The sequence below is a fragment of the Bordetella bronchialis genome (genome assembly GCF_001676705.1).
In the GTDB taxonomy this organism is placed as follows: Bacteria; Pseudomonadota; Gammaproteobacteria; order Burkholderiales; family Burkholderiaceae_B; genus Bordetella_C; species Bordetella_C bronchialis.
This window is the reverse complement of sequence record NZ_CP016170.1, coordinates 5167848-5181560: the sequence shown is the minus strand read 5'-3', so window position 1 is coordinate 5181560 and position 13713 is coordinate 5167848. Positions and strand designations below refer to the sequence as shown.

At 67.8% G+C, this 13713-nt stretch carries 11 protein-coding genes; 1 reads left to right on the top strand and 10 read right to left on the bottom strand.

Annotation, left to right across the window (positions count from 1 at the left end; all coding sequences use genetic code 11):
- The first annotated feature begins 209 nt into the window (after positions 1-209).
- A complete protein-coding gene (locus BAU06_RS26940) occupies positions 210-1211 on the top strand; it encodes an RHS repeat-associated core domain-containing protein (protein ID WP_082988422.1) in 1002 nt (333 codons plus the stop codon).
- Between the two features lie 54 nt (positions 1212-1265).
- Here BAU06_RS26940 and BAU06_RS22715 read toward each other — a convergent pair whose 3' ends face one another.
- The 10 genes from BAU06_RS22715 to BAU06_RS22670 all read right to left on the bottom strand — a co-directional run bounded on the left by BAU06_RS22715 (position 1266) and on the right by BAU06_RS22670 (position 13679).
- Positions 1266-2111, bottom strand: a complete 846-nt coding sequence (locus BAU06_RS22715; RefSeq protein WP_066355943.1) for a symmetrical bis(5'-nucleosyl)-tetraphosphatase — start codon at positions 2109-2111, stop codon at positions 1266-1268.
- Complete coding sequence (gene lptG, locus BAU06_RS22710) at positions 2108-3286, bottom strand: LPS export ABC transporter permease LptG (protein ID WP_066355935.1); 1179 nt, start codon at positions 3284-3286, stop codon at positions 2108-2110. Before lptG ends, BAU06_RS22715 begins: the two co-directional genes overlap by 4 nt.
- Positions 3287-3442: 156 nt before the next feature.
- Positions 3443-4177: a monofunctional biosynthetic peptidoglycan transglycosylase gene (gene mtgA / locus BAU06_RS22705; RefSeq protein ID WP_066355933.1), complete on the bottom strand. Its 735-nt coding sequence runs from the start codon at positions 4175-4177 to the stop codon at positions 3443-3445.
- Between the two features lie 8 nt (positions 4178-4185).
- Positions 4186-5088, bottom strand: coding sequence for a shikimate dehydrogenase (aroE, locus tag BAU06_RS22700; protein ID WP_066355929.1), 903 nt, complete (start codon positions 5086-5088; stop codon positions 4186-4188).
- On the bottom strand, positions 5085-5978 hold the full coding sequence (locus BAU06_RS22695; protein ID WP_082993789.1) for a TonB family protein: 894 nt from the start codon (positions 5976-5978) through the stop codon (positions 5085-5087). The genes aroE and BAU06_RS22695 overlap by 4 nt, the downstream gene beginning before the upstream one ends.
- A 138-nt stretch (positions 5979-6116) precedes the next feature.
- Positions 6117-7202 carry an ABC transporter ATP-binding protein gene (locus tag BAU06_RS22690; protein WP_066355927.1) on the bottom strand — a complete coding sequence of 362 codons (1086 nt, stop codon included), beginning with the start codon at positions 7200-7202 and terminating at the stop codon, positions 6117-6119.
- Positions 7195-8967, bottom strand: a complete 1773-nt coding sequence (locus tag BAU06_RS22685) for an ABC transporter permease (protein WP_066355925.1) — start codon at positions 8965-8967, stop codon at positions 7195-7197. The genes BAU06_RS22690 and BAU06_RS22685 overlap by 8 nt, the downstream gene beginning before the upstream one ends.
- Before the next feature lie 237 nt (positions 8968-9204).
- Positions 9205-10299, bottom strand: coding sequence for an ABC transporter substrate-binding protein (locus BAU06_RS22680; protein ID WP_066355922.1), 1095 nt, complete (start codon positions 10297-10299; stop codon positions 9205-9207).
- A 141-nt stretch (positions 10300-10440) separates the two neighbouring features.
- Entirely contained in the window at positions 10441-12990 is a 2550-nt protein-coding gene (locus BAU06_RS22675; RefSeq protein ID WP_066355920.1) for a sensor histidine kinase, read from the bottom strand.
- A gap of 17 nt (positions 12991-13007) precedes the next feature.
- Positions 13008-13679: a response regulator transcription factor gene (locus BAU06_RS22670; protein WP_066355914.1), complete on the bottom strand. Its 672-nt coding sequence runs from the start codon at positions 13677-13679 to the stop codon at positions 13008-13010.
- Between the last annotated feature and the right edge of the window lie 34 nt (positions 13680-13713).

Here is a 13713-nt window from a genome sequence, read left to right as displayed (position 1 = left end):
CGTCCGGGCTCCGATGACGTAGGGGAAGCGCTTACAGGATCAACTCGAAACACAAAATTGCGGCGCGCGTTCATCCAGGGTCCGACCGAAGTTGTACTGTCGGGGCATCGGCTGTCCCAGCATGGCGACACGGTGGCGTATTTACGTATTGAGCCGCGTGGGCCGGCGCGGACACCCGGTTAGCGGGACGAATTGTGGGAAAAAACCAAATGTCTACACGGATGGTGCAAGGCTATACCGGCGAATGGCGCGACCCGGTCACGGGCGTCATGCCGCTGGGCAACGGATATCGCATATACCTGCCGGGCTTGATGAGATTTTCAGCGCCGGATGACAGCAGCCCTTTCGCCGCGGGAGGCATAAACAGCTATGTCTATTGCGCGGGCGACCCGATCAACCGCAGCGATCCCGGCGGACACAGTTTCCTTGGGCTGGGCAGCCTGTGGTCTGCCTTTGCCTCGCACGTATTGAAGCCGGTAGTAAAGGCCTATATCGACATGATGGCGGCGCCGGGCCACTTCGACGTTCTCAAGCTCTTGGAACAGACGCTTGTGACAGGACTTTTGGCGGGGGCCGGAATCGCAATGACGATTGCGACGGTCGGCACGGCCGGCTGGATGGCCGTGGGAATGTTAATCCTGGCCGTGGGCGGTGGACTATTAGCGGAAGGGCAAGTCATCTCGGGGCAGTTTTCCGGCAAGGGTGCCCAGCAAGCCGGGAAAGACATGATGTACGCGTCGTTCGGCACGGACGCGGCGGAGATCGCGTTGGGTGGCGTCGAGGCGATCTCAACCATCGGCGACGATGTCGCGGAAGGCACGCGCGCCGTGGGCGCGGCGGCCGCGGAAGCGGCAAACGCGGCTTCCAAAAAAACCCGGACATTGGCCGGAAACGTGTGGAAATTCGCGAAGGATTCCATTTTCAAGGCCGGCACCAGCGTGGGCATGTACTACGGGATGAACGCCCTTGTGAAATGGGTGTACCCCCCCATGCCTGAAGCCGAACCCACCAAGTCCGCGCCGCGGCATGTGCCGCATTCCGGCGTCGGGCTCAGCCTGCCCGCGACCAACAGCCTCCTGGCCAGCAACGCGCTACCCGTCAGCAACGCTTTACCCGCCAGCAATGCCTTCCCCACCAGCCTGTCGTTTTCTTCGGGGGGAAACGGCCGCCGCCCGGGCTACCCGCCGCAGTACAACGCCTTGTGGGGCTAGGCTAGGCCAGGCATACGCTTGCGCGGCGATCGCCCGAGCGACCCGGGTGAGAACTCAAGCCCCCGCATCCGCCTTCAACGGATCCAGCCCCTTGCCGCAATTGACCTGCACCAGGCGGCGATCCTGCAGCCGCAGGGCTGTCAGCATCCCGCCCCAGACGCAGCCCGTATCCAGGCATACGACGTCCTTGCGCAGCAGCAGCCCCAGGGTCGACCAATGCCCGAAAACCACGGTGACGTCGCGCGTCTTGCGATTGGGCACGTCGTACCAGGGAATCAAGCCCGGTGGCCAGGCGCCGGGCGCCACCTTGGTGGCGAACTCCATATGCCCCTTGGGCGTGCACAGCCGCATGCGGGTCAGCGCGTTGATGATGACACGCATGCGCTTGGCGCCGTGCATCTCGTCGTCCCAGGCGACCGGCTGGTTGCCGTACATCTTCTGCAGCGCCCGCTGCCAGTTGGGCCCGCGCAGGGCGTCCTGCACCTCTTTGGCCAGGGCCAGCGTCTTGGCGACGTCCCATTTGGCCAGGGTGCCGGCGTGCACCAGCAGGTGTCCTTGCTCGAAGTGCGCGAGCGGGCGGTAGCGCAGCCATTCGATCAGTTGGGTGGCGTCCGGCGCGTCCAGGATTTCCTGGATGGTGTCGGACTTGGTGGGGCGCCGGACGCCCGCGGCAGCGGCCAGCAGGTGCAGATCGTGATTGCCCAGCACGGCCACCGCGCGGTCTTCCAGCGCCATCACGCGCCGTAGCGTGGCCAGCGATTGGGGACCGCGGTTGACCAGGTCCCCCGCGAACCAGAAGCGGGACTCAGGCTCGCCGACCAGGTCGGGGTGCGCGAGCAGCCTTTCCAGCGGGTCGCAGCAACCCTGCAGGTCTCCGATCATCCAGATGCTTGCGGTCATACCGGCGAACGGCGCCAGGGCCAGCGTTGGTCCATCACGCGCGCGACGGTGTGGCGGTATTCCATCAGCGTCAGCGCCCCCAGGGCAAGCAGCAGCGCGGCCAGGTTGGGCACGATGGCCGTGACCCAGGGCGGCCAGTGACTGAGCATGCCGACGTTCAGAGACAGCTGGTTGACCATGAAGAAGGCGACCCCGAGCAGGATGCCGACGAAGACTTTGGCGCCCACGCCCCCGCGGCGGGTCTGCATGAATGCCACCGGCGCGGCGATGGTCATCATAATCAGCAGGGTGAAGGGGTAGACCGCCTTGCGCCAGACCGCGACGACCTGGCGGTCGGCCTGCAGCTGGTTGTGGCGCAGATAGTCGATATAGTCCAGCAGGGTGACCAGGGACATGCGTTCGGGTGTCAGCACGCGGGCCAGCAGGCGGCCGGGGCTGAGCGTGGTCGTCAGCTCCCGTTGCGGGATCTTCACCACTTCGATGACCGGGCCCGGCGGCGGCTTGGCGTTGTCCAGCGCCTGCACGGCGTCATGCGAGATGCGGTTTTCCACCACGTTGTACAGGATCAGCTTGCCATCGGCGAAGCGGCCCCGTTCGGCCTTGGACAGGGCGATCAATTCCAGGTCCTTGCGGAACTCGTACAGCGTGATGCCTTCGACCTCGCCGTCTGCCTTCAGGGTGGCGATGTTGATGGTGCGCGCGCCGCCCTCGGCCGTGGGCTCCTTGAACCAGTAGCCGCTTTCCAGGCGATTGCCGCCCGCGCTGCCGCGGTATAGCAGATTGGCCTCGCCGCTTTTGATCTCCGCGATGGGCGTGACCCATTCCGACAGTACGGTGGCGCCTATCATGACGGGCACCGTCACCAGCCACAGCATGCCCAGCAGCTTCAGGCCGCTGACGCCCGAGACCCGCAGGATGACGAGCTCGTTGCGCTGCGCCAGCCCGGCCAGCGCCAGGATGGAGCCGATCAGCAGGCCGATGGGCAGCAGGTCGTACAGCCGCGTGGGCATGGCCAGGGCCTGCAGATAGAACAGCGCCAGGATGGTGAATTTGCTGCCGACGTTGTCCAGGTCGTCGACCAGGGCGAAGAACGTGAACAAGCCGAGCAGGGCCAGCAGCACCACGGTGCAAGAGCGGTAGATTTCTCGGGCCAGGTATCGGCGGGCGGTGCGCATGGGTTACGGCAATAGGCGGGACAGGGTGGTGCGGTGCTGGATCTAGCGGTGCGGAATCCGATAAACGAAGTAGCTTAACAAAAATATGCGCCGCATCCGGCGTGCCGTTGAAATCTCGCCGATATGAAGGAGGGCGCCGCCGGCAACGATGGCGCGTCAGGGGATCTCTACCTGCGGCATGCGCCGTTGCAGGATGGCGGCCCGGCGAGACAGGTAGGACGTGACGCCGCGCTTGTCGTAATAGCGGGGATTGGGCAGCATCGCGGCCAGGCGCGCCGCCTGGGCCGAGTTCAGCCGCGCCGCGCTGGTGCCGTAGTAATGCTCGGCGGCCGCCTGGGCGCCGAAAACGCCCACGCCCCATTCGGCGATATTCAGGTAGATCTCAAGAATGCGCCGCTTGGGCATGACCCATTCGATCATATAGGCCAGGATCAGTTCCTCGCCCTTGCGCAGATAGGTGCGGGAGCCGGACAGGAACAGGTTCTTCGCCACCTGCTGCGTGATGGTGGAGCCGCCCCGCATGCGGCTGCGTCCCAGCTCGGCCTGTTCCTGGTTGTATTCCCAGGCCTTGCGCATGGCTTCCCATTCCACGCCGTCGTGGTCGGTGAAATTCGCGTCTTCCGACGCGATCACCGCCCGCTTCAGGGTGTTGTTGATCTGGGCGTAGTCCACCCATTCGAAGCGCAGCCGCGCCTTGGGATCTTCTTCGCGCAACCGTGCCATCTCCTGGCGCATGACCGAACTGCTGCCGGGATTGCGGTGCGCATACCAGACCACCATGCAGAACAGCCACAACTGGTACAGGATGGCCAGGCAAAGCAGCAGCATCACCCCGGCCGAGATGACCCGGAACCATGAAATCCTTCCCGTGGAGCCGCGCCGCGTCGCCATCCCGGCGGCTACCGTGGTGGGGCCGCGGCCAATTCCTGCCGCAGCGCCGCCAGGACCGGTTCGGCATCCGGCCGCACGCCATGCCAGATGAAGAAGCTTTCCGCCGCCTGGCACACCAGCATGCCCAGGCCGTCCGCGGTGGCGGCCGCGCCATCGGCCCGTGCCTGCCGCATGAAGGGGGTAGGCTGCGCGCCGTACATCATGTCATAGGCCAGGGCTCCCTCGGCATACAGGCCGCCCGGCAGGTCCGGCGCGGCGTCGCCCAGGCTGCTGGCCGTGGCGTTGACCACCACGTCCCAGGGCCCGCCCTTGTGCGCCTCGTCCAGCGCGCCCGCGCTGACCGTGGGCGATGCGGCGCCGGTGGCGCGCAGCCATTCCGCCGCCAGGGTGTGCGCCTTTTCCGGGGTGCGGTTGACGATATGGATGCGGGCGCAGCCTGCCTCGGCCAGGGGTTGCAATACGCCCCGGGCGGCGCCGCCGGCGCCCACCATCAATACCCGCGCGCCGGTCAGGTCCATGCCCAGGGCGCGCAGGTCGGCCACCAGGCCGATGCCATCGGTGTTGCAGCCATGCAGCGCGCCATCGCGCTGCCAGAGGGTGTTGACGGCGCCCGCCAGGCGGGCGCGCTCGCTCAGCCGGGGCGAAGCCAGCGTCCAGGCCTGCTGCTTGAAGGGGACGGTGACGTTCAGCCCGCGCCCGCCGCCGGCGAAAAAGCCCCGCACGGTGGCCTCGAAGCCATCCAGCGGCGCGGCAAGCAGGCCATATTCCAGCGCGATCCCGGTCTGTTCGCCGAACATCGCATGGATGCGTGGCGAGCGGCTGTGCGCGACGGGGTTGCCGATCACGGCATAGCGCCCCGGCTGGCCGCCGGCCGGGGGAAGGATCGCCTGCGGGGAAGCATAGGCCGTCATGGCGCCCGGGTCTCCAGCGTGTCGTTGACGAAATTCCACGTGCGCGTGATCGCCAGGATGTCGGTATCGCGGGCGATGTCCGGCGGAAAGGGCGCGAAGGGGGCGGACAGCTGCACGATACGGCGGGCGGCCTGGTTCAGTACGGGGTACTGCGACGGGGTGTCGATCTCCACATCCGCCACGCTGCCGTCGGCGCGCACGTACACCGTCATGCGCAGCGTGCCGTACAGCTTGCCGCGCGCTTCCGCCGGGTAATTCTGCGTGCCCACGGCTTCTACCCGGCTGCGCCAGGCGTCCAGGTATTGCGCGTAGCGGGAGGCTTCGGCCGAAGGCGCCACGAAGGTGCGCCGCGGACGCTTGTTGTAGGCCTGCACGCGGGCGGCCAGTGCCGCCACCTGCGCGTTCTGCAGGACACTGTCCTGGTCCTGGTCCTCGCGCCCCGGCGTGTCGGCGTTGGGCGCCGGTTCGCCGGACTGGCGCGGGGGATTGACCTGGGTGCTGGCCTGCAACTGCGACAACAGGCGTTGCTGGGTTTCCTCCAGGGCCGCCTGGCGCTTGCGCATGGCTTCCAGCACCACGGCGCTGGGCGCGTTGCCGGATTGCGGCAGCGGCGATTGGGCCATGCCCTGGTCCGCCTCGCCGCCGCCTTCCACGTTGGCCTGCGCCTGGGCCTCTGCCTTGGCGGGCGCGTTGTCGGTCTTGGCGTTGACCAGGATGATTTCCAGGGATTGCGCGGGGGGATGCGGCGTCCGGGGCGGCGCGAAGCGCACCGCAAGCACGGCCCCATGGACGATTAGGGAAATCGCCAGGGCCAGCCAGAGGTGATGTCGGGCCGGGGCGCCCACCCAGTGGGCCGCCCGGCTCAGCGAGGAGTCGGGATCGTCATGCACGGACGCATTTTAGTCGTGTTGCGCGACCGCGCATGCGCCGGACGCGATCGCATGCCGGCCGGGCCCGGCCTCGCCCCGCCAGGCGCGGCCGGCCCAGGCCCGCCCCGCCTAGGCCGGCCGCGCCTGGTCCGGCCGCGCCTAGGCCGGCCGCGGAAAGATCCACATGCTGGACGCCGGCAGCGCCAGCCGCTGGGCGCCCGGCGCCCGGTTTTCCTGGCCGTAGGCGCGCAGCGCCATGGTGCTGACGGATTCCTCGCCGGGCGGGCGGAACACGTATTCCCAGCGGTCGCCCAGGTACATGCTGGTCATCAGCCGCATGTCGACATGATTGCCCTGGCTTTCGTCTCCCAGGCGCACCTGCTCCACGCGGATGACGCCCACGGCCTCCTGGCCCGCCTGCACTCCCGCGCCGGCCTGGCCCCACAGCGCCCAGCCCTGGCCTTCCAGCCGCGCCTGGCCGTCGCGGACTTCCGCGACCCGGCCGTTCAGGCGGTTGTTGGTGCCCATGAACTCGGCGGCGAACAGGGTGGCCGGGGTGCCGTACATTTCCTGCGGCGTGCCTTGCTGCTCGATGCGGCCGTTGTTCAGCAGCAGGATGCGGTCGGAGATGGCCATCGCTTCGCTCTGGTCGTGCGTGACCATCAGCGCGGACAGGCCCAGGCGCACGATCAGCTCGCGCAGGAAGGCGCGGGCTTCCTCGCGCAGCTTGGCGTCCAGGTTGGACAAGGGTTCGTCCAGCAGGATGACCGGCGGGTTGTAGACCAGGGCGCGGCCGATCGCCACCCGTTGCTGCTGGCCGCCGGACAATTGGTGCGGATGCCGCTGCGACAAATGCCCCAGGCCCAGCTGGTCCAGGACTTCCTGTACCCGCTGTTTGGTTTCCGCGGCCGGCGTGCGGCGCAGCTGCAGCGGATAGGCCACGTTCTCGAAAACCGTCTTGTGCGGCCACAGCGCATACGACTGGAACACCAGGCCCAGGTTGCGCTCTTCGGCCGGCACTTCACGCCGGGCCGCGCCGTCGTACACCAGGCGTTCGCCGATGGCGATCTTGCCGCGCTTGGGCGCCTCCAGGCCGGCGACGGCGCGCAGCAAAGTGGTCTTGCCGCTACCCGACGGCCCCAGCAGCGAGACCACCTCCCCCTGCTTGAGCGCCATCGATACGCCCTTGAGCACGGGGTTGTCCCCGTAGTCCAGGTGCAGGTCGTCAACGGATAGTTCAATCATGAAGTTTCACTCCGAATCGCAGCGCTATGCCCAGGCCGACCACGACCAGCGCGATATTGATGAAGGACAGCGCGGCCACGATGTCGATGGCGCCGGCGGCCCACAGCGAAACCAGCATGGAGCCTATGGTCTCGGTGCCGGGCGACAGCAGGTACACCCCGGTGGAATATTCGCGCTCGAAAATCAGGAACATCAGCAGCCAGGAACCGATCAGCCCGTAACGCGCCAGCGGCACCGTGACCTGTCGGGTCACCTGGCCGCGGCGGGCGCCGGCGCTGCGCGCCGCCTCTTCGAGCTCCGGGCCGACCTGCAGCAGCGTGGACGAGATCAGCCGCAGCCCATAGGCCATCCAGACCACCGTATAGGCCAGCCAGACGCTGAAAATAGTGCTGCGTATGGATCGCAGCCATTCCACGAAGTTGTCGCGCAGCCAATCCGCATACGGCAGGAAGGACAGCAGGCCGCCTTCGTCCAGCGAGTTGTCCAGCCATAGCGGCACGAACAGGAATACCCACAGGAAGGCCAGGCCGGCCAGCAGGCCGGGCACCGCGCGCGGGACCAGCACGCTGTAGTCCAGGAAGCGCGTCACGTGGTCCGGCTTGCGGTGCATGGCCAGGCCGATGAAGGTGTAGCAGACCACCGCCAGGGCGCCGCCGAACACGCCGATGGCCACGGAGTTGACGATGGCGCGCAGCAGGTTGGGCTGGCCCCATACCGAGCGGAAGGCATCCAGCGACAGCACGTCCAGCAGCGATACGCCCATCCCCCAGTTCGATACGAAGGCGCGCAGCACGACGCCCGTCAGGGGCACGAAGATGGTCACGATCAGCCACAGCCACACCACCGCGCTGGCCACGCCGCGCCATTTGCCCAGGGGCAGCGGCCGGGCCCGCGAGGCCTTTCCCTTGACGGTCACGAAGCGGTTGGCGGTGCGCATCAGCCGCCGCTGCAGCGCCACCAGCGGGATGGTGATGCAGATCAGCACCACGGCCACCGCGGCCATCAGGTGGTACGACGGCGTGCCCAGCTTGTTGGTCAGCTTGTACAGATAGGTCGCCAGCACCAGGTTGCCTTCGGGATCGCCCAGCACCAGTACCAGGCCGAAGACCTCCAGGCCCAGGAAGAACAGCAGCACCGATGCGTACAGCAGCGCCGGCCGCACCATGGGCAGGCTGACGGACATCATCACGCGCAAGGGCGAGGCGCCCGTGACGCGCGCGGCTTCCTCGACGTCCGATCCCATGCTGCGCAGCGCCGAAGAGATGTACAGGTAGGCGTGCGGCACGTGGGTCAGGCCGGCGATGATGACGATGCTGGTCATGGAATAGACGTTCCATGGCACGAAGCCCAGCAGTTCCCTGGCCCATATGGAGAAGAAGCCGACGGGGCCCGCCGCCACGACATAGCCGAAACCCAGCACCATGGGCGAGACGAACACGGGCACCAGGATCAGCGGCTGTATCCAGTTGCGGCCCGGCAGGTCGGTGCGGATCAGCAGGAAGGCCAGCATGCCGCCCAGCGGCACGGCGATGATGAACAGGCCGAATGCCAGGATCAGGCCGCTGACCAGTGCTTTGTAGAAATCCGGATCATCGAAAATGAAGCGGAAGGCATCCAGCCCCAGTTCCTTCGATGGCGAGAAGAAAGGGGCGGATAGAAAGCTCTGGTACACGATCAGCGACAGCGGCACGTAAATCGCCAGCGCCGTGATCAATACCACTACGCCGCGCGGCAACGATTGCCATCTGGAGCGCAATGTCTGCATGGATGTATCCCGGTGTTCAAGCCCTGCGCCGGCGGGCGGCGCCCTACGCGACGGTACGGCGAGGGCGGGTGGGCACGGCTCGTGGCCTTGCCCCCCGCCCGGCGCGCGGTCCGTTTCGGTCCGCGCGCCGACCGTCCTGTTCACCCCCTTGCGCCGGCGGCGGCGCCGCGCCGCCATGGCGCGCGTCCCGCCCGCCCGCCAGGCGCGGGGGTCTTGTTCCTTGCCCGGCCGGCAGGCTTACTTGCCCGCCGCCTTGCGCCAGTCGTTGATGAATTCCAGGCGCTTCTTCTGCTGCAGGTAGTCCAGCAGCGTTTCATTCACGGGAATGGGCTTGAGCGCCTTGCCCAGCTTCTTGGTCAGGCCGTCGACATCGTTGTCGCCCGGCACGTCGTCGCGGATGGACGCCATGTCGGCCTTGTTGGCGACCAGGTCCTGGCCCTTCTGCGACAGCAGGTAGTCCATCCACAGCTTGGCGGCGTTGCGGTGCTTGGACTTCTTGCTGATGAAGGCCACGCGCGAGAGCACCAGCGTGTAGTCGGTGGGGTAGACGATGCCGATGGACTCGTCCTTGCGGGCGCGTGCCTCGGCATAGGAGCCCAGGATGTTGTAGCCGATCAGGTTCTCGCCGGATGACACGCGCTCCATCATCGTGCCGGTGGAAGACTGCACCACCAGGCCGCCCTTGGCGGTATCGCGCAGGGTGTCGAAGTAGTGCGGATCGTTCATCTTGTCCTGCACGGCCAGCATGAAGCCGACGGCGGATTTCTCGATATCGTAGGTGGTGACCTTGTTCTTGAACTTGTCCGTTTGCGCGGCCACCAGCTTGGCCAGGTCGCCGTGGGTTTTCGGCACGTCGCCCTGCGGGATCAGGCGTTTGTTGTAGATGAAGACGGCCGGCTCGTAGGTCGTGCCGTAGGCCGCATCCTTCCACACCGCCCAGGAGGGCAGCTTGCCTGCTTCAGGCGACTTGTACTGCAGGGCGTAATCCTTGGCCAGTTGCAGCGCGGAATCCATGGATGAGCTCCACACCACATCGCCGCTGGTGCCGCCGGAGGCCTGTTCGCTGATATAGCGGTTATAGAGCTCCGTGCTGTTCATGTCGTTGTATTCGACCTTGATGCCGGGATACGCGGCTTCGAAGCCCTTGATGATCGGGTCGGCGGTCTTGGTGTCGGTGGTCGAATAGATGACCACCGTGCCTTCCTTCTTGGCGCCGTCGATGATCTTCTGGTAATCCGAGGGATAGCCTGCCGGCGTCTGGGCCAGCGCGTTCGCGGCGGTCAGGGAAAAAGCGGCGGCGCAGGCCACCGCCAGGCGTGACGGGACGAGCATTGTCTTCTCCATTTGGAATAGTTTTGCTGGACGGCGCCAGCGTGGCCGCATCTTAGTGGCCGCATGCTGTCGCCGTCCTGTCATGCGCAAGGCGCGATAGGGCGGCCGTTGATGCGTCGTTGATTGCGACGGGACAGCCGGCTAGGGCGCGGGCGGTTTCGCCGCCGGCGTATCGGTGACCAGGCGGGTCCAGTTCTGGATGAAGCGCGCATGCCGCTGGCGGTCCAGGCCGACCAGCAGGGCAGGGCCCAGTACGACGGGCTGCACGATGCCCTGCGAGCGCGTCAGCGCCGTTTCGCCGCTCCAGGCCGCGCGGCCATCGTCCACCATGGGGCCCAGGCCGCTGACCGTGGCGATTTCGGTCTGGCCCGCGGGCGATAGCAGCCAGTCGATCAGCGCGCGCGCGAGCGCGGGATGCGGCGCGCGGCGCGCGATCAGCGCCGACCGCGGCAGCACCAGCACATAGTCCTGCGGGAACACCACGCCGATACCGCGGCCGGCGGCCTGGCGCGCCAGCGCGTAGGAGCCCAGCACGTTGTAGCCGATGTCCAGCTCGTCGTTTTCGATGGCGTTCAGGATCCCGGCCGTCGTGGCGCTGAGCCGCACGCCCACCTGCCCCAGGGCGTTGGTCAGGCCCCAGAAGTTGGAGGACACCTGTTCGTCCTCCTCGGCCAGGACCTGGCCGACGCTGCTGCGCGCGATGTCGTAGGTGCCGACACGGCCGTGCAGTTTTTCGCGTTCGGTTTCCAGCAGGCGCAGCAGTTCCTGCCGCGACCGCGGCACCGTCGCCTCGGTAAAGCGGCGCGGGTTGTAGACGATGACGGCGGGCTCGAAGGCGAAGCCGAAGACCTCGTCGCGCCATACCGCCCAGGACGGCAGGCGATCGGCGCCGGGCGCGTCGTAGCGCATTGCATAGCCGTCGTTGGCCAGCCGGACCTGCAGGTCGGCCGCCGAGCTGATCAGGACGTCCACATCCGCCAGCCGTCCGGCGACCGTCGCCTGGTACAGCTCGCGGCTGCCCATCTCGCGGTATTCCACGGCGACGTCGGGCTGCTGGGCCTGGAAGGCGACGATGATAGGCGCGGCCGCGGGCGTGTCGGTGGTGCCCGCGATCACCAGCAGCCGTCCCGGCGGCTGCGGCGCGGGAAACCGGGTGATGGTCGATGGCGCGGGCGCGGCGCCCTGCGGATCCCGCGCCGACGGCTGCGTGCGCGCCGGCCCGCCATCCGGCGATGCCGCGCGGGCGGCCGGCGGCGGCACGGCCAGCAGCATGCCCACGATCGCCGCCGCGGCCAGCAGGGTGCGGGGATAGGCCGGCCGCGCGCGCGGCAGCACCACGCGGGCGGACAGGCCGCCGCCCTGGCGGTCCTGCAGCCACAGCGCACCGCCGTGCGCTTCGGCCACGGTCTTGGCGATGGACAGGCCCAGGCCCGAACCGGGCGTGCCGGCGCCCGTGCGGCCGCGCGTGAAGCGTTGCTGCACCGCGTCCTTTTCGTCGTCGGCGATGCCTGGGCCGGCGTCGTTCACGGTCAGGGCCACGCGGTAGCCGGCGACGGGCGTCGCCGTGATTTCCACCGGCCCATCGGGCGCGTACCGCAGGGCGTTGTCCACCAGGTTGCGCAGCATCTCGCGCAGCGCCACCCGGTCGCCCACGACACGGGCGCGCCGCACTTCCGGCGCGATGGATATCCGCAGGCGCCGGGCTTCGAGGGGGCCGATGCGTCGGCGCGTTTCATTGACGGTTTCGGCGATGCCGACGGATTCGTGCCCCCGCATGCCCAGGCGGTGCGTGATGGTGGCATCCATCAGCAATTGGTTGATCAACTGGCTGGCATGGGTGGCGTTCTGGTGGATGCGCGCGACACGGGTGCGCAGGCGTTCCGGATCGGTTTCGTCCATCGCCACTTCCGCCTGCGCCCGCAGCGACGCCAGCGGCGTGCGCACCTGGTGCGCCGCATCCGCCACCAGGTTGTTCAGCGACGACATGATGCCGTTCAAGCGCCGCATGAAACCGTTCAGCGCCTCGGCCAGGCCCTTGACCTCGCGCGGTACGGGCGCCTCCAGGGGCGTCAGGTCGTCGGGCGCGCGGGCGCGCAGCGATCGTTCGATCACCGCCAGCGGCGCGAAGGCCCGCTGGATGCCGAACCACAGCAGCGCCAGCGCCACCGGCACCACCACCAGCAGCGGCAGGGCGCTGCGGTTCAGGATCTCGGCGGCCAGCGCCTCGCGCGCGTCGCGGGTTTCGGCGACCCGGATGGTGACCCAGCCGGCGTGGCGGCCGGCGGAGATCAGCCGCCCCACGGTGGCGATGCGTATCGGTTCGTCGTGATAGGTGGCGTCCGAAAACACCGGCGCGGCGGACTGCGCCAGGGGCAGTCCGGGTGCCAGGTCGTCGTAGCCGGTGATCGGCTTGCCGCTGGCATTGCGTACGCTATAGAACACACGGTCATTGCCCGATAGCATGGCCAGGGACGAGAACGGCGGCTCGGCCGTGACGTCGTTCTCGTCGATCTGCACCGACCCCGCGATGGTCAGGGCCGAGGCGGCCAGCAATCTGTCGAAGGCGCGGTCGGCGGCACGGTGCGCGTACTCGCGCAGGAACAGGCTGACGGCGATCGAGGCGCAGAGCAGCAACAGGCAGCCCATGGCGAACACCCGCCCGCGTATGGAGAAGGCCGTGCCGGTCTTCATGGACGCTGGGGCGCCGTTCAAGAGGGATCGTGCAGGCGGGCCTGATAGCCGACGCCCCGCACGGTAACGATATCGACCGTCGCGCCGGCGATTTTGCGGCGCAGGCGCGATACCAGCAGTTCCAGCGCGTTGGGCAGCACGTCTTCCAGGTCGAAAAGCTGGCTCATCAGCCTTTCCTTGCCGACCGTGCTGCCCAGGCGGTCCAGCAGGATTTCAAGCAGGCGGAATTCGCGGCGGCCCAGGGTCACCGGCACGCCGCCGATGTGCGCCGTGCGCCCCGCCACGTCCAGCGTCAGGTTGCCGTGCACCGCCACGCTGGTGGTGCGGCCCGCCGGGCGGCGCAGCAGCGCGCGCAGCCGGGCTTCGAGTTCGCGCAGGTCGAAGGGCTTGACCAGGTAGTCGTCGGCGCCCAGGTCCAGCATATCGATCTTGTCCTCGATCTCGGCCCGCGCGGTCACCACCAGCACCGGCGCGTCCATGCCGGATGCGCGCAGTTCGCGGATCACGTCGAAGCCGCTCTTGCCGGGCAGCATGATATCCAGCACCAGCGCGTCCCACTCCTCGTGCCGGCTCCATTGCAGCGCGGCTTCGCCATCGCGCACCCATTCCACGCTGTGGCCCGACGCGCGCAGCTTGCTTTCGATCGCGTCGCCCAGATCGGCATTGTCTTCGACCAACAGTATGCGCATGGTTCGGTCTCCCGCATCGGCCCGGATCGCGGCA